Genomic DNA, 22,462 nt, shown 5'->3' with positions numbered 1-22,462 from the left:
TATAAATGTTTGCTTAGCCTGTCGAGAGAAAACACGACTCTCTACAGAGGAATCTTGCAAATGTCCGAGAGCGCAAAAGTACCCAGCCACGCGCGGGTGGTTATCGTCGGTGGGGGCGTCATGGGCGTGGGCCTTGCCTATCACTTGGCGCATGAAGGGTGGGGGGCAGACACCGTCCTGCTGGAAAAGGCAGAACTGACGTCTGGGTCGACCTGGCATGCGGCTGGGCAGATCACCCATTCGACCTCTAGTTTCTCGCTGGGCAAATGCGTGGACTACAATATCGGGCTCTATTCCGGTGGATTAGAGACTGAAACGGGCCAAGCGGTGACCTGGCATGGTTGTGGGTCTTTCCGTCTGGCCTATACCGAAGACGAGATGGATTGGCTGAAACACACGCTAGCTGTTGGCCGCTCTTTGGGCTTCAATATCGAGCTTGTCGGCACGGATCGGATTGCCGAGCTGCATCCTTTCTATAACCTCGACGGCGTACTCGGTGCGCTCCATACGCCGGACGATGGGCACGTTGATCCGACCAATGTCACCATGGCGATGGCGGCAGGCGCGCGGGCCAAAGGGGTCAAGATCATCCGTCGCTGTCAGGCGACCAACATCACCAAGCAGGGCCACGAATGGGTCGTCGAGACCAATCAAGGCACTATCCGTTGTGAGCATGTGGTGAACGCGGGCGGCACCTATGCGCGGCAGATGGGCGAGTGGTCGGGGCTGCAATTGCCGATGACTTCGATGACCCACCACTACTTTGTCACCGAAGAGGTGCCAGAGTTTCAGGATCTAGAAACCGAGCTGCCGGTCATTCGCGACGACCGCAAGGTCTCGGGCTATATTCGGATGGAGCAGAAGAAGGGCCTGATCGGGATTTACGAGAAGGAAAATCCGAACTCGGTTTGGCATGATCACTGCCCATGGGAGTACGAGAACTGGCTGTTTGACGCAGACTATGATCGCGTGATGCCATACCTCGAAGAGAGCCTCAATCGCATGCCGATCTTTGCCGAGCTTGGCATCAGCCGAGACGTTCATGGCGCGATTTCGCATCCTCCGGACGGCAACCCTCTGATCGGTCCAGCACCGGGTGTCGAGAACTACTGGTGCTGCTGTGGCACGCAAATCGGCATCGGCTGGGGTCCGGGTCTGACGCGCGAGCTGGCGCGCTGGATGGTGCATGGGGCGGCGGATATTTCCATGCGCGACTATGATCCGCGCCGCTTTGGCGAATACGCCACCAAGGAATGGCAGGTGATCAAAGCCAAAGAGGATTACTGCCTACGTCACGAAATCCCTTTCCCGCACTTCAATCGTCTCGCGGGGCGTCCGGTGAAACCGTCGCCGATGTATGATCGCCTCAAGGAAAAGGGTGCAGTTTTTGAGGAGGTCTTTGGCCACGAACGCCCCCGCTGGTTCGCGTCAGAGGGCACGCCAGCCGAGGATATCTATTCCTTCAAACGATCCCCTCTGCACGACATCATCGCCGATGAATGCATGGCCGTGCGTGAGGCGGTTGGGATCATGGATATCTCGGCCTTTACCAAGGTCGAGGTCGCAGGTCCCGGGGCAGAGGCTTTGCTTGACCGTTTGGTCGCCAACAAACTGCCGCAGAAACCGGGGAGCATTACACTCACCCATATGCTCAACAAACGCGGCCGGATCGAGCTTGAAACCACCGTTGTTAAGCTGGAAGAGGGTCGATTCTATCTCGTTTGTGCGGCCTTCTTCGAACAGCGTTTGATGGATCATCTGCGCACCCATCAAGACGGTGAGGATGCCCAGATCATCCTGAGGTCAAACGATTGGGCAGCGCTGACGTTGAACGGCCCCAAAGCGCGCGATGTGCTGGCGGCCTGCACTGATGCGGATCTGAGCAATGCCGGTTTCCCTTGGCTTAAGGCGCGTGAAATCACCGTGGCTGGCGTCACCCTCTGGGCCTTCCGCATGTCTTATGCAGGCGAACTTGGTTGGGAATTCCACATCCCCCGCGAGGGTGCGCTTCAGGTCTATGACGCGCTCTGGGCCGCTGGTGAGGCGCATGGCATCAAGGACTATGGCAGCTTTGCGATGAATGCCTTGCGGATGGAGAAAGGGTTCAAAGGCGCGGGTGAATTGACCAATGAAGTGACCCTGCCAGAAGCTGACGTTATGCGGTTTGCCAAGCTCGATAAGGACTATCTGGGGGTCGAGGCCACCCGCGTAAGCGCCGCACAGGCCGAGGCAGGCGACATGCCTTGGGTCTGCGCCTATCTCGCGATTGACGAAGACGGTGAAACCGATGGCCACGGCGGCGAAGCGGTGATGCTCGGGGACCGGGTCGTCGGGTCCACGGCCTCGGTGGTCTTTGGGCCAACCGTGGGCAAGATCCTGGCCTTTGCCTATATCAAACCCGAGGCCGCCACGCCTGGAACCGACCTGACCGTGATCATCCATGGCAGCCCGCGCGCGGCCAAAGTGCTGGGTGAACCGGCCTATGATCCCGCCAGCAAACTGCCAAGGACGGATGCGGCATGAGCGGCTCGGGACATAAAATCAGGCGGATTAGTCTCTGGCATGTGCCGCTGACCAGCCATGAGGCCTATTACATGGCTGAGGGCAAAACCTGCGACACGGTCGAGAGCGTCGTGCTTGCGGTTGAGACGGATACGGGGCTTGTGGGCTGGGGCGAAGTCTGCCCGATCCCGCATTACCTGCCTGCCTATGCGCGTGGCGTGGCGCCCGCACTCCAAGAGCTTGCGCCTGTGTTGATCGGCGCCGATCCCATCGGGCCTGAAGCGCTGATCGCCAAGGCCGATGCGTTTTTGCAGGACCACCGCTATGCGAAATCAGCGCTCGATATCGCGTTGTGGGATCTGACGGGGCAGGTCGCGGGCCTGCCGCTTTATGCGCTGATGGGCGGGCGACGGGCGGCGGACACGCCGCTGTATCATTCGATCACCTGTATCGCACCTGATGACATGGTGAAGATCGCGCTTGAGGCGCAGGCGACCGGCATCACCCAGTTTCAGGTCAAACTTGGCGCATCAGGGGATTGGACCACCGACGTTGAGCGCCTGACCAAAGTGCGCGAGGCCGTCGGGCCGGGGCCGCTGGTCTATGGCGATTGGAACTGCGGCGCGACGTCCTTGGACGCGACCCGGGTCGGCCGTGCTGTGGCGCATCTGGACATCATGCTCGAGCAACCCTGCGCCACGATTGCCGATTGCGCGCGGGTACGCGACGCTACGGGCCTGCCGATGAAACTGGACGAGAACGCGCATGACATCCCGTCGATGTTAGAGGCGCATGAGCGCGGCTGTATGGATGCGGTAGCGTTGAAACTGTCAAAATATGGCGGGCTTTCGGCGACACGGCGGGCGCGGGATATATGTCTCTATCTCGGCGCAAAGATGTGTGTCGAGGACACATGGGGCAGCGATATCACCACGGCGGCGCTCTTGCATTTGGCGGCGTCGACCGATCCGGCGCGGGTGCTGAATACCTGTGATCTGTCGTCCTATGTCTCGCCGCGTCTGGCCCCCACCGCGCCTGAACGCGCAAACGGCCGTATTGCCCCGCCCGAGGGTGCGGGCCTTGGTATCACTGTCGACGCCCAAGCCCTGGGCGCCGCGGATCTTACATTGGAGTAACCCATGCAGCGCATGACCACCCAAGCCGAATGGGCCGCCCGGGCCAAAGCCGTTTTGCCCGCTGGGGGCTTTGGCAATTTCGATCCCTCCATGTTCATCCGTGAAGGCCGAGGGTCCCGCGTTTGGGATGAGGATGGGAATGAATATGTCGACTATCTGATCGGCTCTGGTCCGATGCTCTTGGGCCACGGCCACCCGGAGGTGCTCGAAGCTGTATTAGAGCAGCTGCCCAAGGGTCAGACGTTTTTCGCCAACAATGCGCTGGGCGTGGAACTGGCTGAGGATATCGTAAACGCGATGCCCTGTGGCGAGCAGCTGCGCTATGTGTCCTCGGGCGGAGAGGCGGATATGTACGCTATGCGCCTCGCGCGGGCCTTCACCGGACGCGACAAGATCGTGAAATTCGAAGGCGGCTATCACGGGATGAGCGCCGAGGCGCAGATGAGCCTTGCCCCCGTGAAGCAGGTGAATTTCCCGCAAGCGATCCCTGACAGTGCGGGCATTCCCCAAAGCGTCGCAGATGAAATGCTGATCGCACCGTTTAATGATCCCGACTACATTCGCTCTCTTTTAGCGGAGTATGAGGGGCAGGTGGCCGGTATCATCGTTGAGCCTCTTCAAAGGATCATTCCGCCGGAACCGGGTTTCCTGCAGCTCTTGCGAGAGGAGGCCGACAAATACGGCATCGTCCTGATCTTTGACGAGGTGGTGACAGGTTTTCGTTTCGCCTATGGCGGCGCGCAGGAACTCTATGGCGTGACGCCGGATCTCTGCACCTTGGGCAAGGTGATCGGTGGGGGCTTTCCGCTGGCAGCCATTGTTGGGCGCGCGGACATCATGGCGCATTTTGATAAGGCGGTGGTCGGTGCAGATGGTTGGCTCATGCAGCTTGGCACGCTCTCAGGCAATCCGGTGGCGGCGATCGCGGGGATCAAGAGCCTCGAGATCCTGCGACGCGAGGGCCAGTACGAGAAGCTGCGCGGGTTTGGTCATCAGGTCCAGGATATGATCCGCAAAGCGCTGGATCCGGTGGGCATCGGATACCGTATCGTCGGCGATCCCACCTTGTTTGAGATCGTGTTTACAGACGCCAAGCCACGCACGTATCGAGATGTGCTTGCGGGCGATGCTGGGGCAGGAAAAGCATGGAATGATACATTGCGCGCGCATGGGATCTTTAAGTCTCCGGGCAAGACATATCCGTCCTTGGCGCTCACGGATGCGGACATGGAGATGACCTCACATGCGATTTCGCAGGCGGCAAACGCGGTGGCGCAATTGGGTTAAAAGAACCTTCTAACCCAGCTATCCGGAAATAGGCGTAGTAGGCGAAAGACGCCCGCGAAGGGATAAGGAAAGGCTGTGCGGAATTTGCGGCGTTTCATGTTGCGGATTACATTATCGGCGGCCACGTTGGGCGTCATTAGCTGCGTCATCTGAAAGCTGTTTTTCTGCGTGAGGCGGGTCTCGATAAAGCCCGGATTGGTGACTTGCACCCTCACATTCGTGGATTTCAGATCAAGGTAAAGGTTCTCGGCCAAATGCATCAGCGCGGCTTTGCTGGTGCTGTAGCCGACAGCTCCGGGTAGGCCGTGGTAGGCGGCAAGCGAGCCGATCAGGACGATGTGGCCTGCATCTTTGGTCACAAAGCGGGACACGATATCGGGTAACACACGCATTGCGCCAAGCACGTTTACATCCATCATAAAGAGACCCTTGTCGCGGTCCCAGTTTTGCGCCGTCATAGGATCATATGCTCCCGCGCAATAAATCACTCCGTCAATGTCCGGCAGCTTCGAAAGCGCTGCGTCGACCGAGGCTTGATCGGTGAGGTCCATCGGCAGGATCTGGGCATCCTCAACGTCGATATCCCGCAAGCGACTTTCCGAGCGCGCCGACAAAACCAATGCGCAGCCCTCAGCCGACAGCTTTTTCGCCAGACTGCGGCCCAACCCTTCTGAGGCACCGATAATCCAATAGGTTTTTGCAAGCTTGGTCATGATTGGAAGGTCTTTTTTGGCAGGGTGAGGGTGATCAAAATCGCAAGGATCTTTAACCCGCAGGGGATCAGAGCATAGAGCAGCGTGAGGCTGGCGAGCGCTTCGGCAGAGTTTTCGGTGGCGGATTGAAATCCTTGCCGATCCAGAATGGGCAGCACCACTCCTGCGGCCAGTGCCAGCGTTATTTTATTGGCAAAGGACCAGAACCCAAAGGCCTGCCCCGCCTGCAAATCGGCGCGCGCCAGGACTGATGAAAACAGGGCCGGCAATATCAACATATCCGCCCCTGCGGCAAAGCCTGACCCGATGCAGATGATGGCAAAGGCGGTGGCTTCTCCGCCCGTCAAAGTTGCCGCCCATCCGAAACTCGCGATGGCGAGGCTCATGGCGGCGACCAAGGTCAGGCGCGGGCCGATGCGGGCTGCGGCTTTGGTCCAGACCGGGATGGACAGGGCGGCTGCGAGGAAAAAGACGATCAGAAAGGGGCCTGCGGCGTCAGGCAGCATGAGGCGGTCTTCGACAAAGAAAACGAAGAGCGTCGAGGTGATCGCAACAGGCAAAGTATTGACGCAGGTCAACAGCAAGAGGTTGCCTCCGCCAGACGCAATCAGCGCTTTGAAGTTCAGCTTTTCCTCAACCTGAACAGAGGTCGTCCAAAGAGGTCTACTGAACAGTCCCGCGACAAAAATAAGACCCATGAGGGCGATGCCAAATCCCACATACCCGAGACAGATCGGCAAGGATGCGGCAAGGATGATGCCAAGCAGGCTCCCCCCTTCGCGCCATTTGGCGACAGAGATCATCGCCTGAGGTGCATCGCCGTCACTGAGCGCGCGGGTTTGGCCGTAAAACAGGATCGAAGCCAGGCTGAAGCTGGTGAAAACCAGAGCCAGCACCAGGATCAACCAAGGGATGGGCGCGATGGGTGGCGCGACAGAAAACAGGCACAGAAACCCGAGGGCGAGGCCGGTGACGGCCAGCGCGACAAAGCTGCGCTTTCGGTTTGGGTAGCGGTCTACCATCCATCCCAAAACCGGATCCTGCACAAAGTCCAAGATGCGGAGGCCCAGCAAGATGGCGCCGACGGTTGCAAGGCTCAGCCCAAGGTCGACTTCGGCATAGCGCGGCAGATGAATGTACAAAGGCAGGCCAGCCGCGGCCAGCCCCATCGCAAAGAGCCCAATCGCCGGAGCGCGCATCATAGGCCTCGCAGTCGGCGGGATACGGCGGGAAAACGGCTGTCCAGCGACAACCAGATATCCAGAAACCGTGCGCGAATATTTGGATGGGTCAGGCGGCAGGTCTGCCGGTTGTTTCGATAAAGCGCCACGCGGTCTCTTGCGGAACCAATCGCGAGGAATCTGTCTCCGGGGCCGACGTCGGCAAAGCAGGATTGCAGCTTACGCGCGATCTGAGGGTGATCCGTTTGCGTTCCCTCAAGGCGGTCAAATTCTTCCATCGTCGCGGTGGTCAGGCTCTTCTTGGAGAACCGGCGCGCGTATTTCAGCTCTATTGCGGCGGGTTCAGTCGGATCATAGCGCGCACCGTTTGGGGTAAAGACCGCGATGTCAAACACGCGAAAGCCCAGCCATGTCACCGTGTCCTGTGCCGAGATCTGGGCATCCTCAATCTGGGTCAGAGGCAGAGGCGCGATGTCATCCGCAACGCTCATGCCACCTGTCAGAAGACAAGCCGCTACAGAGGCTGCTTTAGGGGCACTCTGACTGAAAACCGAACCAAATCGCACCTGCGTCCCTCGCCGTGGTTTGGGACTGTTACGCGGGAAAGTCTTTGACGGATCACTCTAAGGGGCGGATTTAAACCAAAAGATCCGTGTAAATCGGGATCTGATTTGCATGCTCTCGCATCAGGCTTTCCGCCCGCATCGCATCGCGTCTGAGGATCGCGTCGAGGATCAAACGATGCTGCATATTGGCAAACTTGAGGCGCGTAATCTCTTCTTCGGCTTTGTTGGCATTGAAAACGACAGAGCCGAGGCTGACCAAAGGCAGATGCGCCAGCCGTTGATAGGCATGGCCAATAAAGCGGTTGTCGGCGGCCGCCATGATGGCCTGATGAAAGTCGCGGTTCAGCGATTGAAATCCGGTTACGCGCTGGGCGGGGTCCTGATCGCTCGCCAGCACGGTGTCGATGTCCTCAATGATCTGACGGAGGTCTGTTGCGAGGGCTTCATCAATGCCTTCACGGGCCAAAGTGCCCGCGGCCAGACCTTCGAGTACGCCACGCACCTCATAGGCCTGCGCCAACTCGTGTGAGTCAAAGGACAAGACCGTATAGCCACGCCCCTCACGCTTACGGATCAACCCTTCGGATTCCAAAGCCTGCAACGCCATGCGGGCAGGCGTGCGTGAGACGTCCAGCATTTCTGACACAAGCACTTCGCTGATTTTTGTATCCGCTTTCAGCGAACCATCCATGATCCGCTGCCGCAGGATCGTGACGACTTTCTGGTCGGATGTGGAGTTTTCATCAGCGGTCACAAGGGTTTGAGGCATTTGCAGGATTTCTCATAATGTATCCAATGAGCACGTAAATATCAGAATCGAGTCGAAAAAACTAGAAAAAATCCTAAGAATGGATACATAAATGGTGAACGAGGATTCGTTTCTGTGTGGAGGAGCCTATGAAAACCCAGGTCGCGATCATTGGCGGAGGTCCGTCTGGGCTGTTGCTGTCCCAGCTTCTGTATACGCAGGGCATCGACAGCATCGTGTTGGAGCGAAAGACCAAAAACTACGTCCTTGGCCGCATCCGCGCGGGGGTGCTGGAACAGGGTCTCGTGCAAATGATGGAAGAGGCCGGCTGCGCGGATCGCATGAAGGCCGAGGGATTTCCACATGATGGAACCGAGATCTCATATGGGGACGAGATTTTCCGCATCGATTTCGCTGACCTCACCGGCACGCCGGTCATGGTATATGGGCAAACCGAGGTCACCCGCGACCTCTATGAGGCGCGCGAGAAGGCAGGTGGGCAGATCGAATACAATGTCGAAGATGTTGTGATCCACGATGCGAAATCGGACACGCCCTTTGTGACCTTTACGCAGGATGGGCAAGAGCGCCGGATCGACTGCGACTATATCGCGGGCTGTGACGGGTTTCATGGGGTGTCGCGCAAAACCATCCCGGACACGGTACGCAAGGAGTATGAGAAGGTTTACCCTTTTGGCTGGCTCGGGGTGCTGTCGGAAACGCCTCCAGTGAACCATGAGTTGATCTATGCCAATTCGGACCGCGGTTTCGCGCTCTGTTCGATGCGGAACGAGAACCTAAGCCGGTACTACATCCAATGCCCGATCAGTGATGATCCAAATCATTGGAGCGATGACGCCTTCTGGGAGGAGTTGAAGCGCCGTATTCCGTCAGATGTGGCGACCAAACTTGTCACTGGCCCATCGATCGAAAAATCCATCGCGCCGCTGAGGTCCTTTGTCTGCGAACCGATGCAATACGGTCGGCTTTTCCTTTGCGGAGACGCCGCGCATATCGTGCCGCCCACCGGAGCCAAGGGGCTGAATACGGCGGCCTCAGACGTCTACTACCTGTATCACGCGCTGACTGACTTCTATAAATCCGGCACGTCAGATGGCATCGAAGGCTATTCCGCCAAAGCCCTCGCGCGCGTCTGGAAGGCTGAGCGGTTCAGCTGGTGGTTCTCGTCCCTGATGCATCAATATCCGGATCAGACGGCCTTTGATCACAAGATGCAGATCGCAGAACTGGAATTCCTGCGTAGCAATCGCTCTGCGCAGAAGGCCATGGCCGAAAACTACGTCGGGCTGCCTTATTGAAGCCCGACCGCGACTTCCAATAGCGCGTGGTGCAGGGATCCCGCTGAGGAATGCGCGCCGAGGACGGACCATCCCGCCTCAGAGCGAATGACAACGCAGCCCATGTGATGCAATTGCGTGCGCTGGGCGCTGCCCGGCTGCATGGTTTCGCTGTCCAATCCGCAGAGGCGTTGCAGTAGGTCGACGCAGCCATCGCCTGTCAGATCAAAGCGGCAGAAGCCCTCTGACTGATCGGTGACCGACGCCGTGTCGCCCATGGCGTCTTTGACTTTCGCCGCCCAAGTCCCGGATTGATCGAAAGCCGCATCGACCATGTATTGGTCAGGGCCCATCCACCAAGCGCGGGATCCGCTGGCCTCGGCCATGGTGCAAACCGCCGGCGCACCAGCAAAACCAAGCGCTTCAAACCCTTGGTTCGCGTCCATGCCCTTGCGCGTCGCGACAGAGGCCAGCGCGCGATCCGTGACCTCCGTGATTGTCACCGAGCCCAAAGTGTCAACGCGGGGCGAGGCCCCACCCAGCGGGGTAAGAGGAGTAAGATCAGTCACGCAGACGCCCTCCTTCTGGATCAAAGAAATGCGCCGAGACGATCTCGACAGGGGTTTCGTAATTCTTGATCGGGTTCACGGCACGGAGCTTCTCGCCCATGCGCTGATCCCCGCCATTCACATAGCCTAGGCCGATGTATTCCTTGAGCATCGGTGAATAGCACACAGAGGTCACGTGCCCCTGATCCACCCAGGCCGAGACCTCTCCGGTCGCGTTCATCAAATGCGAACCTGCATGGATGCCTTGGCCGTTGAGCGACCGCAGGCCGACAAGCCGTGGCCCGTTCGGATCCAGCTGCGCTTCGCGTTGGCTGTTGTGGAAGCCAATGCAGTCTTTCTTGCGCGAGACCATCCGGTCCAGCCCCATATTGAGCGCAGTCATACGGCCGTCGATCTCGGCCCCTGTGACGTGACCTTTTTCGATCCGCATGACGTTGAGCGCCTCAAGACCATAAGGCGTCACACCCAGATCCGCGCCAACCTCCATCATGCGGCGCACAAGCGCGTCGCCATAGCGGGTGGGGACTGCGATCTCATAGGCCAGCTCGCCCGAGAAAGAGATCCGGAAAAGACGTGCTTTGAGGCCACCACAGACGGTGATTTCGGCGCAGCCCATGAAGGGGAAAGCCTCGTTGCTGATGTCGTGATCTTTGTCGACGATGCGTGTGAGCAGCTCGCGCGATTTTGGTCCCGCGACCGCGAATTGCGCCCAGGCGTCGGTAGTCGAGATGATCTGAACGTCCATGTCGGGGAACAGACATTGGCGCGCGAAATCCATGTTGCGATAGACCAGAACCGCATTGGCGGTCGTGGTCGTCACGACGTAATGATCCTCGGCAAAGCGTGCTGCAGTGCCGTCGTCATAAAGCATCCCGTCTTCGCGCATCATGAGGCCGTAGCGCACTTTGCCAATCGGCAGTTTCGCGAAACCGTTCACATAGAGCTTGGACAGGAATTCGCCTGCGTCTTTGCCCTGCACGTCGATTTTGCCAAGCGTCGTCACGTCGCAGATGCCGACGTTGGTGCGGGTGGCGATGACTTCGCGGTCGACAGATTCACGCCACGAGGTTTCGCCCTTTTGAGGGAACCACATCGCCCGCATCCAAAGGCCGACTTCTTGGAACACCGCGCCCTGTTCTTCTGCCCATTTATGGCTGGGCGTGAGGCGTTTGGGGCGGAAGTTTTCCAAGGTCGAACGACCCGCAAGCGCGCCCATGGCAACGGGCACGTAAGGTGGGCGATAGATAGTGGTGCCGGTCTCGGGAATAGTCTTGCCGGTTTTCTCGGCCATCACCGCAAGGCCCAGAACATTGGCGGTTTTGCCTTGGTCCGTTGCCATACCCAAGGTGGTGTAGCGTTTGAGGTGCTCAACGCTAACATAGCCCTCTTGGTGGGCAAGTTTCACATCTTTGACGGTCACATCGTTCTGGAAGTCGACCCAAGCGCGTTTCTTACTGGGGACGTACCAATAGGCAGAGATGCCGGTCGCTTCGCCTTCGACTTCGGGCAGGGTCATGACCTTGGATGTGATGCCCAGATCATTCAGCGCCTGCTTTGCCTGAGACACCCCGTCGGCCATGACATTGCCCATGTCATAGACACCGCGCGCGGCTCCGGCGACGATTTGGCCGGGGGGCAGATCGCCCGCTGGGACAAAGGCTGCGATGTCTTCGCGCCACTCGGGGCGGCCGCGTTGGTGACAGGTCATGCCGAGGTTCGGGGAATAGCCGCCAGAGACTGCGATCGAGCCACACAGGATATTGGTTGTGTACCCCTTGGCGGTTTGAACGATGGCCTCTGTCACGCCGTGACGACCCTTGGTGTCGAGGATGACCGCGCCGCGATGGACCTCTGTGCATTCGATCTCTGGACCTTCGTCGCGGGTGTCGACCACCGCCGGTACGTTGACGCCCTTCGCCATAAGATCGCGCGCGGTTTTGTAGCCGTCGTCGTTGTTGGTGAAGACCAGAACAGATTTTGCGGTAGCGGTAGCCCAGCGGTTGGCGTAAGCGCGCACGGCGTTTGCCATCATAATGCCGGGGCGGTCGTTGTTGGCGAAACCGATGTGGCGCTCGATCGCACCTGCGGCCACAATCGCACGTTTGGAGTAGATGCGCCACATGGTCTGGCGCGGCTTGCCTGCGCCGGGGGTGATCAGGTGGTCTGCGTTGCGTTCTAGCGCGCCATATATGCCGTGATCATAAGCGCCAAACACCGTGGTGCGCGGCATGATCCGCACGTTTGGCAAAGACGCAAGTTCCGCCTGCGTGGCTGCGGCCCAGTCGCTGCCGGATTGATCGGCAATTGACATGGTTTCGGCCAAGAGGCGACCGCCGAGCATATTGTCTTCTTCGGCAAGGATCACGCGCGCGCCTGCGCGGCCAGCCGTCAGCGCCGCCATCAGTCCGGCTGGGCCTGAGCCAATCACCAAAACATCGCAATGCAGGAAGCCTTTGTCATAGGCGTCAGGGTCATTTTCCTGCGGAACGCTGCCCAGACCTGCGGCGCGGCGGATCGCCGGTTCGTAGAGCTTCTCCCAGAAGGCTTTCGGCCACATGAAGGTCTTGTAGTAAAACCCCGCGCTCAGGAAATCCGAGAAGAGATCGTTAATCGCCAGAAAGTCGCGCTTGAGGCTTGGGAAGCGGTTTTGAGAATTCGCGACGAGGCCATCGTAAAGCTCGATGGTGGTCGCGCGCGTGTTGGGTTCCTGTCGCGCGCCTTCGCGGAGTTCGACGAGGGCGTTGGGTTCCTCGGATCCAGAAGTTACCACGCCGCGTGGGCGGTGATATTTGAACGAGCGGCCCATGAGCTGGACGCCATTGGCGAGCAATGCTGAGGCCAGTGTGTCGCCCTGCAACCCGTTGTAGGATGTGCCGTCAAACTTGAACCCAAGGGCGGTGCCATGGTCCACCAGACCGCCGCTTAAACGATAGCCACTCATCACACGGTCCCCTTGTTCTTCGCCACGTCCTGCGCAAGTTCCGCACCAAGGATTTCGTGGGTTGAGACATTGCGGGTCACGACGATCCAGCTGCGGTCGCCATATTCGTGGTACCAGAGCTCGCGATGCACACCAGGCGGGTTTTCGCGGGTGTAGACATAGTCATAGAACTCTTGCGGCGCGGTTTCGGACTGCCAGTCGGGGCGGTCCAAGAGGGTGGCGTCGCCGAGGTAGGTGAACTCTCCGGCGTCGCGGGGGCCAAGAAGCGGGTGGGGGATCAACATCGCGTCGCCTCCTAGTGCAAGTTCGGCTGCGCACCGGCGCCGAGTTCGTCGATCATGTGACCGGTTTTATAGCGATCCAGCCGCAGAGCGGTCGCGACCTTATGCGGTGTGTCCGTCGCCATCAGATGGGCAAAGCAATAGCCTGAGGCCGGCGTCGCCTTGAAGCCGCCATAGCACCAGCCGCCGTTGAAATAGAGGCCTTTGATCGGGGTTTGGTCAATGAAGGGCGAGCCATCCATCGACATATCCATGATGCCGCCCCAAGACCTCAGAACCCGCGCGCGGGCGATATTGGGGAAGATCGAGATGCCCTCTTCCACGACCTCTTCGACGGTCGGAAGGTTCCCGCGCCAAGCGTAGGAATTATAGTAATCCAGGTTGCCGCCAAATACCAAACCGCCTTTGTCTGACTGGCTGATATAGAAGTGACCCGCGCCATAAGTGATAACGCCAGGCAGGATCGGTTTCAGGCCTTCGGTGACGAAAGCCTGCAAGACATGGCTTTCAATCGGCAGGCGCAGCCCTGCTTTCGCCATGACCTCACTAGAACGCCCCGCCACGGCAACGCCGATCTTGGGGGCCATGATGTCGCCGCGCGTGGTCTCGACGCCTTTGACCTCGCCGTTCTCGATCTTGAAGCCGGTCACTTCGCAGTTCTGGATGATGTCGACGCCGTGTTGATCGGCCCCACGCGCGTAACCCCAAGCCACAGCATCGTGCCGTGCCGTGCCCGCGCGGGGTTGCAGCAGGCCGCCCATGATCGGGAAACGCGCGCTTTCTGTGTTCAAGAAGGGATAAAGCTCTTTGACGCCCGCCTTATCCAAGATGACTGCGTCAGACCCGTGCAACAGGATCGAATTCCCCCGCCGGATCGCCGCATCGCGCTGGGCGTCGTTGTGAAACAGGTTGATGATCCCGCGCTGGGACATCATCGCGTTGAAGTTCAGATCCTGCTCAAGGTTTTCCCACAGCTTTAGGGAAAGCTCATAAAACGGCTGGTTTCCATGCATCATGTAGTTGGAGCGCACAATCGTCGTGTTCCGGCCCACATTGCCGCCGCCGATCCACTTGCGTTCCAGCAAGGCAATGCGGGATTTCTTGTAGACTTTGGCCAGATAATAGGCGGTCGCCAAACCATGCCCGCCGCCACCGACGACGATGAAATCATAGTTTTTCTGCGGCTCGGCATCGCGCCACGCGGGGGTCCACCCTTTGTGACCGGTCAGCGCCTCTTTAAAGATGCGCAGAGCATTATATCGCATGCGTCTCCCCACTGCGTTTTGCTGAGTGCTTCACGCGACAAGAATGACGGCCGGAAACCGGTATGCTTGCGCTTTTGCGACACTCTATGTCGAAAGTTGATCACGACTTTAGCAGAGGTATTGCCGAGCAATGAACCTTTATGTTTCCGCGCAGCCCTGTTTGGCGTCACGAAACCCCTTCAGATCAACATTGATCAACGCGCCAAAGCTCTCGAGACCAACGCGAAACAATTCGCCGGGGTGGAAGGTTTCGCCAATCGCGCCGCCTTCGATCCAAAGCCCGTCCAACAAAGCGCTTCCCGCAATACTAAGGCGGCGCAGTTCCGAATCTGATTTGGAGATGCCTTCCTCGGCATAGACATCGGCGATCAGTGTTTTGGTTTGCAAACGCAGCTCATGGTAGGATTTGGTGTGCTGCCGGATCATGTCGTCGTCATGTAGAAGGATCTGGAAAAACCCAGCCCATGTGCCGACTTTCTGCCTTGTTGTGACCGGAGCCTTCAGCGTCGCCTCAATATACCTGATCAACCGGCATTTTGCGGTTCCAGCACCCGTCATCGCGCTTCCGGCCGACGCGAGCATGTCGCTCATATGCGCCTCATATGCGGCTACAATCAGTTCGTCTTTCGATTGAAAGTAGTACCGAATAAGGCCCTGCGTGACATTCGCTTCGCGCGCGATCGTGCGCACCGTCGCAGCGGCCACCCCGTCGGTTGCGATGACTTTGAGGGTCGCATCGATCAAAGACTGACGACGCGCGTCACTCTTTCTTTTTTGAAAATTTTTTGAAACGGTATTCATGAGTACAGCAATATTAACTTAGCTTGCTGCCTTCGTGCGAATCCATTGGTTTCGCGCTAGTGCGGCTGGCGTCCATGCACTTAACTATATACAGAAGGCTATAAACGGCAACGCTCTTAAAAGTGTGCCGCATCATTTGCCCCATAGAAGCTCCCTGAAATCTGGAAACTAGGAAAAAATGAGCTCAAAATCCTACACATTCTCGCACGCGGTGTCTCGCAAGCCCGCTGCGTCAATTATCCGAGGTTTGCGGTTTGAAGACTCTGGCACGCCGGATCACCAAAAGTTTCTAGAGCATCATGCAGCCTATGTAGACGTGCTTCGCTCTACTGGGGCTGAGGTGACGGTGCTCGAGCCGCTCGAGGCCTATCCGGATTCTGTCTTTGTCGAGGACGCAGCACTTTGTTTGCAAGAGGGTGTGATCCAGATGCGCCCGGGTGCGCCATCCCGTTTGGGTGAGGCTGCGGAGATCGCGGGAACCCTAGCTGATATCTATGGCGACATTCATGAGCTGGAGCCGGGTGGCTTTATTGAAGGCGGCGATATTCTGGTGACGGAAAGCGAGATTCTCGTAGGGCTGTCCTCGCGGACGGACCACGCCGGCGTCGCTGCATTGGACAAAATCGTATCGCAGTGGGGATACAAGGTTCGTGAGTTGCAGACGCCCGAAAGTGTTCTGCACTTCAAAACCGATTGCTCGCTTTTGGACGAAGAGACCATTTTGTCGACCAAACGTCTGTCGGATTCTGGCTGTTTTGATGGATATCGGTTGTTGCATGTCGCCGACGGCGAAGAGGCTTGCGCCAATTCTATTCGGTTCAACGAAATCGTCGTTATGCCCGACGGGTTCCCAAAGACCACGGAGATGTTGACCAAGGAAGGCTATGACATTCGGCTGATCGGCAATACCGAGGCAGCTAAAGTGGATGGCGGTATGTCTTGCCTGTCTTTGCGGTTTTCTCCTTGCCGCCAGGCCGATCCTAAGTCTTGATTAACGGTTGAGCCGTAGCGTTTTTTGCGATGCAAAATACGGCTCGAATTAGCGTAGATGAGACGCCCTGTTCAGAAGGGCGCGTGGTTGCTGTTGTCGTGACCTTCAATCGCTGTGCACAGTTGCAGCATAGTGTTCGCTGCTTGCTTGCCGCGCCTGAACACCAACTTTCCGGGATCGTGGTTGTAGATAATGCCAGTTCCGATGGAACGGAGGCTTGGCTTTCGAGCCTTGAGGACAGCCGGCTATCTGTCCTGCGTCTCCCGCAGAATGTCGGCGGTGCTGGCGGGTTTGCTGAAGGCCTCTCAAAAGCCGTGGAGCGCTTTAATGCGGATTGGGTATTGCTGATGGATGACGACGCCTATCCGACCAAAAACGCCTTGCAGGCGTTTCATACTTCCGCGCGCCCCCGCAACCGCGCTTTTTGCGCGGCAGTTTATGATCCATCTGGCAGGGTGAGCGTGATCAACAGGCCGTTTTGGAACCCTTTTAGATCCCTTTGGCGTTTCGTCACGACCTTGCTGCGAGGCAAGTCCGCTTACTATGTTTCGGACCGCCAATTTGAAAGCTCAAACAGCCTTCCGGTGGATTTCGCAACTTTCGTTGGCTTTTTTGTGTCTGCCGAGGCGTTGCAGCGTGTCGCTCCCCCGGACAGGCGTTTCTTTATCTATTGTGATGATCTGGATTTTTGTGAGCGACTGACGCGTTCAAGTATCGAAATCCACTTTGATCCCTCGATCCGGTTTGACCATGAATGCAAGACCTTCAATGCAAGTCGACGCGTTTATGACCCGCTCTGGAAAAGCTACTATGCGCATCGAAATGGTCTTTATTTTGCGCGTTGTGTTGCAGGACGCTTAAAAACGCCCATAACGCTTGGCCTTGCTATGCTTTGGGCGCTGCGCAGTGTCTTCTATCGCAGGCCACATCGGTATTTGGAGCTATTGTGGTGGGCGCTTAAAGATGCGTGTGCAAATGATTTCTCCCGCTCTCACGCAGACATCCTTCGCCGCGCTGCGCGGGGCACAGGGTGGCAAAGTATTGTTAAAGCTAGGCCACTTGTTGAACAGACCAGACAACTGAGCGCCACGAAAAATGAGCTTTGATACAGAGGTGCATACCCATGGTACAGGCTCTCGCGCAGCAGGCTGAGGATATGGATCAAAGGGTTCCATTCCAATATCCACTGCACTGTGGATGGTAGGTCTCTCGGCAAGAAAAGCACGCCCGAGACCAAGAACAGCAATCTTGACGTCACCGCCCAAAGCGGCCGCCAGACTGGCAGGATCGCAAAGAGCGCGCAGTTCATGAACCCCAATGCAATTCCCGCGCCAAGCGCTAGCGCTAGGGCTTCGACGATCCCCCACAGATCTACAAGCCCCGGAACGCCCGTGTACCAAACAACCCCACCCCCAAGACTAAGAGCGACGCTCATGGCCAGAGTGGTGCCAATCGCTAAGCGCGCCAAGATCGCCTCGGGCCAATGACGTCGCCCCTTTCGTTTTAGATGCAGAAACGCGTTACCAAACGTCGCTGCGGTGGTTTGAAACAGAAGGAACACCCCATAGCCGCTCGCGAAAAACAGAGCGAAACTTTGCCCCAAAGGAGGGCTGCGCAGGATCAGCGCAAACCCGAAGCTTAGCAAAACCACCGTGAAAATCGGTTCAAGATAGGCCCAGAGAATGCCGCCTGGCACCCGCGCGTAGGTCGATCTGAGTTCGCGCATCATCAGCCGTTGGACGACGGTCAAAAAACCATTAGAGCGTTTCAAATTTTAACCTTCAGAGATTCTTAGGACGCCGCAAGCCTAATGGCTTTGAGTAAATTAAAGCCGAACGGGATCCAGTCGCCGCGATGCAGCCTCGAAAAGATCTTTCTACGCAGCTTTCCGAGAGTTCATTCGAACGGGATGAAGCCTTTCCACCCCTGCGCGAAGTCGGCAGAACCGATGTCTATGACGCGCCTCTTTCGGTGCAAGAAGAAGTGCTTTTGTTGCGCCGTCGGCTGGGCAAAATCACGCGGCGGGACAAAGGTCAACGCATGCAGGCTGGCCGCTCTCTTTGGATGCCTGCGCTCGCTGGGATTTTGACGCTGCTCATGCCGCTTGCGGTTTATACCTATCTAAGCGTTGCCGCCGTTCCGCAGTATTTCTCTTATGCGGGTTTCACCACCCGTGCTGCAGATGTTCCTAATGGCGCAGAACTTCTCACGGGCGGGTTCGGCTTTGGAATGGGAACGCAGGCGAGTGAGAATGACATCCTATTTTCCTATTTGCACAGCCAAGAATTGGTCGCGCATCTGGACAGGAAACTGAATCTTCGGTCGCACTTCAGCGCAGATTGGGCCTCAGATCCGGTACTACAATTACAGCTCGCTGCCTCATTGGAGCAAATGCATCGATTCTGGATGCGGGTGCTGGAGGTGGCCTATGATCGATCTACCGGTTTGATCGAAATGCGCTTGCGCGCGACAGATCCTGTTTGGGCGGCAGCGGTTCTTGATGAGGTGCTAAAAGCCTGCGGCGCCAAGGTGAACGACATCAATACAGCGGCCTTTGCGGATGCGGTTGGTTTCGCGCAAGAGGCTTTGGATAAGGCCAATCAGACTTGGCGTGCCGCAATAGATCAGGTGCAAATCTTTCGTGTGGCGAACGGGATCGTCGACCCTGCGATCGAGATCGAAAGTCGCATGGGCGTCCTGACGTCTTTGCAGCACCAGTTGGCTGGAGCTTTGATCGATTTGGACGAAATGGCTCAGACGACAGATGCGCAGGACCCGCGGTTCCGCAAGTTGCAGGATCGGGTAAACGTCATTCGCCAGCGTCTTGCCGCTGAACGGTTGAGTTTTTCAGGAGAAACGCCTGAGGATGGCAAAAGTTTTCCGGAACTTGTCAGCACCTACGAGGCCTTGTACACGGATCTGGAGTTTGCACAACTGCGGTACACCTCTGCACTTTCCGCGCTGTCTCAAGCTCAGGCTGATGCCGCGAAAAAATCCCGCTACCTCGCGATCTATCTAAAGCCAACTGTCGCCGAAACGTCAGAGTTTCCAAAGCCTGCAAGTACGGCGGCACTGGCGGCTATGATGGGTGGGCTGGCATTTGCAATTTTCTCTTTGATTCACCTTTCCGTAAGAGGTCGCCGTTAAATCAGACAAGGGTCTTGGAAAAACACGCCCGGTTTTGCCGGTGCTGACAGGAGTCTGTTTTCCTTTGCCCACGCCACGACACTCCAAAACTCAGCTGTTTCGCTTACAGGGATTGGCGCTACCAGAACCTGGGCTGGCGCCCTCAGAAGAAGTCTTCTTTCGAAGGTGCGGCGCTGTGGCTTTTTCTTTGTCGCAACAAGAGTTCTCTTTTCAACAGGGTGGAGAACTTAGATTTGAGACTTGGTTCAACCTATTCAACCTCGACCGGTGGAAAAAGAGTTTGATCGGCGAGGTTTTCCTGTGCCTGACTGGGCATGGTCGATTTGAAGTGACCATTCACAATAGTCAGCGCGGTCGATCAAAAGAGACGCTGTTTCAAGAAAGCCTCGATATCGAGCGGGTGGACACCTTGCCCCTGAGTGACTTGCTCAACTTGGGAAAGCTCAAAGGGGTGTTAACCGTCTCGATCAAATGCCTCAGTTGCGATGGCATATTGCGTGATTTGGAATGGAAAACCGATCAAGCGCCCCAGACTGAGGTGGACGCAATGATTGTCATTCCGACCTTTGAACGAGAGGATCAGATTGCAAGGTTGGTCGCGAAGCTGGTGGCGTGGCGTGCTCAATCTCCTCATGCTCTGCGTGTTGCGGTTGTCGACAACGGCGGCAGCGTGGCCGGTCTGAAGCAGGATGGCGTAACCGTGATCGCCAGCAAAAATTACGGTGGGTCTGGCGGTTTTGCCAAAGGTCTTATGGCCGCCCAAGAGGCGCGGGTAAGCCACTGTGTTTTTATGGATGATGACGCTGATCTGCATCGGGAAAGTCTGTTTCGCAGTCTCGCATATCTTGGGTACGCCGCGGCGCCCAATACAGCAATTTGCGGTGCCATGATTGCCTCGAAAAACCGAAGTGTGATCTGGGAAAATGGCGCGACGTTCTATCAATTCTGCCATCCCCATCACGGCGGAACGGACCTTACATCGCTTGATCAAGCGGTTGAGATGGAAGGAACGGTTTCTGGGCCTTTGGCATGCAACCTCTATGCCGGATGGTGGTTCTTTGCCTTTCCTACAGAGGCGGTGCGCCACTTGCCCTATCCTTTTTTCCTCAGGGGCGACGATGTGAGTTTTAGTCTGTCAAACCCTTTCAAAATTCATCGCCTCAATGGGGTTGCTGCCTATCAAGAGGGGTTTACCGCAAAGGAGAGCCCCCGATCTTGGTACTTCGACATTCGCAGTCATCTGGTTCACCATCTCAGTCACGCACATCTGCAGATCTCCGTTCTGTCTGTTCTTAAGATCGTGGTGTTTTTTCTGGGTCAGACAGTCTTGCGTATGCACTACGGTTCGGCGCGGGCGGTGTTGCTGGGGTTGAAGGACGTGATTAGGGGGCCGGAGTTCTTCGCGCGAAATGCCAACATGCAGGCGAGCTTGTCTCAGATAGATCAGATTGGGCACGCCGAGGCATGGCGTCCCTATGTGCCGTCACAGCCCACGCGCCGACACAGATCGCGGCTAGGGGCGTTTTGGGTTTTACTGGGGAATGGGCTTTGGATACCGGGATTTCGGCTCTTTGGTCGGCACGCTACGGTCAATGCGCGAGACCGCCGGAACCTCGATCTGACCTGGGGCGCAAGTACTGTGACGGTACTGCACGACACCCAACCACTGGCCTACCACCTGAAGCATAGTAAACTGCAGGCGGCCTCGATTGGCTTAGCTTTCATCGTTTTGGCGCTGCGGTTACTGATCAAATACCGTGGCCTCAGGCAGCGATATCAAAGCAGCTATTCTGACCTCACCTCATCAACATTTTGGAGGCGAACTTTCGCCGGAGAAGAGGTGCCCGCATGAGTTTTTTCTCTCGCCGCAAATCGCCGGAGACCCCGGTTTTTCAGTCCAACCGCCCGACCAAATCTCGGGCTCCAGAGGCACTTGAACATCTGATCATCTTTTTGGGTCATCACAAAGTTGGATCAACCAGCCTGCAGGACTATTTCGCGCGCAATATGTTGTCTTATGCGGAACAGGGGATCCTGTATCCCTACGTTGACTTCGAAGGAGCTGCGCATCTTGTGGCGCAAAACCTATGGGATGTTCCGCCGCCCCAATTGCCATTGAACGTGCGAGAGCCTCACAACGCTTTAGCTTTTGCAATGCTTGCAGAGGCAGGTGCCCGCAGGGTGCCAGAGTTTCACAGGAACCTGCCAGATCTTGCACAGATGCGGCATGCGGTTGGTCAACAAATGGCGAAGATCCGGCCTCATACTGTTGTTCTGGTTTCCGAGGTTTTTGCGAACTTTGGCGCAGAGGCTCCCGGTTTCGCCGCAGATCTTGCACATCTGTTTCCTGCTCGGAATGTGACGCTTTACGCAGCCTTTCGCCAAATTGACGACTACCTCGTCGCTTGGCATGGTCAGCGGCTTAAGTTTGGGCACAAACTGCAGTCTCTTCAGTCCGGTGGTGCTGTTGAGTATTTTGATACAATCCACTTCGACTACCGCAAAGTTTTGCATGGTTGGCAGGAAGCCTTCCCCGACGCGCAACTTGTTCTAAGGTCCTATGACGAAGTTTTAAGGTCCGGAGGCAGCACCCAAGACTTTCTGACACATTCTGGTCTGCCGTCCGGTGCGGCTGCGGGCACAGGGCGCATGAACGTGTCGTTGCACCCGGCGCTACACGAGATTCTAAGGCGTGGTGTTGTTGCGTTGCCGGCCACAAGTGCACGTCGGTTAAGAAAAATTCTCGTGGCAAAAACCCCGACACTTGGATTGCCACCGGCCAAAGACATTGAGATGTTTGGGCCTATTCAGCGTAAGGAAATCATCTGGCGATTTTCAGACATTGATCGAGCTCTGGGCAAACTGCGTCGTCAGGACGGTTTTTTTTCACCTGACAGAAACAGTGCCAAGCAACGACCGATCCCGGAAACCGAGGCACGCGCGACCGGGCTGGACAGGCTTTGCGATGACTTGACCGAGGAAACGCCCGCGGACATCCGGTCGCTTCTGTTTGGTTTGCGCGCAGAAGGCTAGGGC

The 22,462-nt window shown here is 57.2% G+C and carries 19 protein-coding genes; 9 read left to right on the top strand and 10 right to left on the bottom strand.

The window, feature by feature from the left end; genetic code table 11:
* Positions 1 to 60 precede the first annotated feature (60 nt).
* The 3 genes from WG622_RS06115 to WG622_RS06105 are packed head-to-tail and all read left to right on the top strand — an operon-like array spanning position 61 to position 4,925.
* Positions 61 to 2,523 carry an FAD-dependent oxidoreductase gene (locus tag WG622_RS06115; protein ID WP_339402787.1) on the top strand — a complete coding sequence of 821 codons (2,463 nt, stop codon included), beginning with the start codon at positions 61 to 63 and terminating at the stop codon, positions 2,521 to 2,523.
* On the top strand, positions 2,520 to 3,638 hold the full coding sequence (locus WG622_RS06110) for a mandelate racemase/muconate lactonizing enzyme family protein (protein WP_339402786.1): 1,119 nt from the start codon (positions 2,520 to 2,522) through the stop codon (positions 3,636 to 3,638). Before WG622_RS06115 ends, WG622_RS06110 begins: the two co-directional genes overlap by 4 nt.
* 3 nt (positions 3,639 to 3,641) lie before the next feature.
* Positions 3,642 to 4,925 (top strand): aspartate aminotransferase family protein, encoded by a 1,284-nt coding sequence (locus WG622_RS06105; RefSeq protein ID WP_339402785.1) that lies wholly within the window; start codon positions 3,642 to 3,644, stop codon positions 4,923 to 4,925.
* Here WG622_RS06105 and WG622_RS06100 read toward each other — a convergent pair.
* The 4 genes from WG622_RS06100 to WG622_RS06085 form a co-directional block, all read right to left on the bottom strand.
* Positions 4,922 to 5,638 carry an SDR family NAD(P)-dependent oxidoreductase gene (locus WG622_RS06100; protein WP_339402784.1) on the bottom strand — a complete coding sequence of 239 codons (717 nt, stop codon included), beginning with the start codon at positions 5,636 to 5,638 and terminating at the stop codon, positions 4,922 to 4,924. The two genes, WG622_RS06105 and WG622_RS06100, sit on opposite strands and share 4 nt — an antisense overlap.
* On the bottom strand, positions 5,635 to 6,939 hold the full coding sequence (locus tag WG622_RS06095; RefSeq protein ID WP_339403004.1) for an MFS transporter: 1,305 nt from the start codon (positions 6,937 to 6,939) through the stop codon (positions 5,635 to 5,637). The genes WG622_RS06100 and WG622_RS06095 overlap by 4 nt, the downstream gene beginning before the upstream one ends.
* Complete coding sequence (locus WG622_RS06090) at positions 6,837 to 7,310, bottom strand: hypothetical protein (protein ID WP_339402783.1); 474 nt, start codon at positions 7,308 to 7,310, stop codon at positions 6,837 to 6,839. The genes WG622_RS06095 and WG622_RS06090 overlap by 103 nt, the downstream gene beginning before the upstream one ends.
* Positions 7,311 to 7,455: 145 nt before the next feature.
* Positions 7,456 to 8,154 (bottom strand): GntR family transcriptional regulator, encoded by a 699-nt coding sequence (locus tag WG622_RS06085; RefSeq protein WP_339402782.1) that lies wholly within the window; start codon positions 8,152 to 8,154, stop codon positions 7,456 to 7,458.
* A 128-nt stretch (positions 8,155 to 8,282) separates the two neighbouring features.
* Between WG622_RS06085 and pobA the strand changes: the two genes are divergently transcribed.
* Positions 8,283 to 9,452 (top strand): 4-hydroxybenzoate 3-monooxygenase, encoded by a 1,170-nt coding sequence (gene pobA, locus WG622_RS06080; RefSeq protein WP_339402781.1) that lies wholly within the window; start codon positions 8,283 to 8,285, stop codon positions 9,450 to 9,452.
* On the opposite strand, the gene WG622_RS06075 is transcribed toward pobA, so the two are convergent.
* The 5 genes from WG622_RS06075 to WG622_RS06055 form a co-directional block, all read right to left on the bottom strand.
* A complete protein-coding gene (locus WG622_RS06075) occupies positions 9,446 to 10,000 on the bottom strand; it encodes a sarcosine oxidase subunit gamma (RefSeq protein WP_339402780.1) in 555 nt (184 codons plus the stop codon). The two genes, pobA and WG622_RS06075, sit on opposite strands and share 7 nt — an antisense overlap.
* On the bottom strand, positions 9,993 to 12,941 hold the full coding sequence (locus WG622_RS06070) for a sarcosine oxidase subunit alpha family protein (protein ID WP_339402779.1): 2,949 nt from the start codon (positions 12,939 to 12,941) through the stop codon (positions 9,993 to 9,995). Before WG622_RS06070 ends, WG622_RS06075 begins: the two co-directional genes overlap by 8 nt.
* Positions 12,941 to 13,225, bottom strand: a complete 285-nt coding sequence (locus WG622_RS06065) for a sarcosine oxidase subunit delta (protein WP_339402778.1) — start codon at positions 13,223 to 13,225, stop codon at positions 12,941 to 12,943. The genes WG622_RS06070 and WG622_RS06065 overlap by 1 nt, the downstream gene beginning before the upstream one ends.
* Positions 13,226 to 13,236: 11 nt before the next feature.
* The gene (locus WG622_RS06060; protein ID WP_339402777.1) at positions 13,237 to 14,487 is read right to left on the bottom strand and encodes a sarcosine oxidase subunit beta family protein; all 1,251 of its coding nucleotides are present in this window, start codon (positions 14,485 to 14,487) and stop codon (positions 13,237 to 13,239) included.
* A 138-nt stretch (positions 14,488 to 14,625) separates the two neighbouring features.
* Positions 14,626 to 15,231 (bottom strand): TetR/AcrR family transcriptional regulator, encoded by a 606-nt coding sequence (locus tag WG622_RS06055; RefSeq protein WP_339402776.1) that lies wholly within the window; start codon positions 15,229 to 15,231, stop codon positions 14,626 to 14,628.
* A gap of 235 nt (positions 15,232 to 15,466) precedes the next feature.
* Between WG622_RS06055 and WG622_RS06050 the strand changes: the two genes are divergently transcribed.
* A complete protein-coding gene (locus WG622_RS06050; protein ID WP_339402775.1) occupies positions 15,467 to 16,279 on the top strand; it encodes a dimethylarginine dimethylaminohydrolase family protein in 813 nt (270 codons plus the stop codon).
* Positions 16,280 to 16,362: 83 nt separating this feature from the next.
* Complete coding sequence (locus WG622_RS06045; protein WP_339402774.1) at positions 16,363 to 17,385, top strand: glycosyltransferase; 1,023 nt, start codon at positions 16,363 to 16,365, stop codon at positions 17,383 to 17,385.
* Here the strand turns inward: WG622_RS06045 and WG622_RS06040 are convergent.
* Complete coding sequence (locus WG622_RS06040; RefSeq protein WP_339402773.1) at positions 17,271 to 18,050, bottom strand: ABC transporter permease; 780 nt, start codon at positions 18,048 to 18,050, stop codon at positions 17,271 to 17,273. The genes WG622_RS06045 and WG622_RS06040 overlap by 115 nt on opposite strands.
* A gap of 83 nt (positions 18,051 to 18,133) precedes the next feature.
* On the opposite strand from WG622_RS06040, the gene WG622_RS06035 reads away from it, so the two are divergent.
* From WG622_RS06035 to WG622_RS06025, 3 genes are all read left to right on the top strand, one after another.
* Entirely contained in the window at positions 18,134 to 19,426 is a 1,293-nt protein-coding gene (locus tag WG622_RS06035) for a KpsE/RkpR family capsule polysaccharide export protein (RefSeq protein ID WP_339402772.1), read from the top strand.
* A 175-nt stretch (positions 19,427 to 19,601) separates the two neighbouring features.
* On the top strand, positions 19,602 to 21,278 hold the full coding sequence (locus tag WG622_RS06030) for a glycosyltransferase family 2 protein (protein WP_339402771.1): 1,677 nt from the start codon (positions 19,602 to 19,604) through the stop codon (positions 21,276 to 21,278).
* The gene (locus tag WG622_RS06025) at positions 21,275 to 22,459 is read left to right on the top strand and encodes a hypothetical protein (RefSeq protein ID WP_339402770.1); all 1,185 of its coding nucleotides are present in this window, start codon (positions 21,275 to 21,277) and stop codon (positions 22,457 to 22,459) included. The genes WG622_RS06030 and WG622_RS06025 overlap by 4 nt, the downstream gene beginning before the upstream one ends.
* Positions 22,460 to 22,462 lie beyond the last annotated feature (3 nt).

The organism is Cognatishimia coralii (genome assembly GCF_037478305.1).
GTDB lineage: Bacteria > Pseudomonadota > Alphaproteobacteria > Rhodobacterales > Rhodobacteraceae > Cognatishimia > Cognatishimia coralii.
Note: the sequence above shows the minus strand (reverse complement) of the source record. Positions and strands in the feature narration are given on the sequence as shown.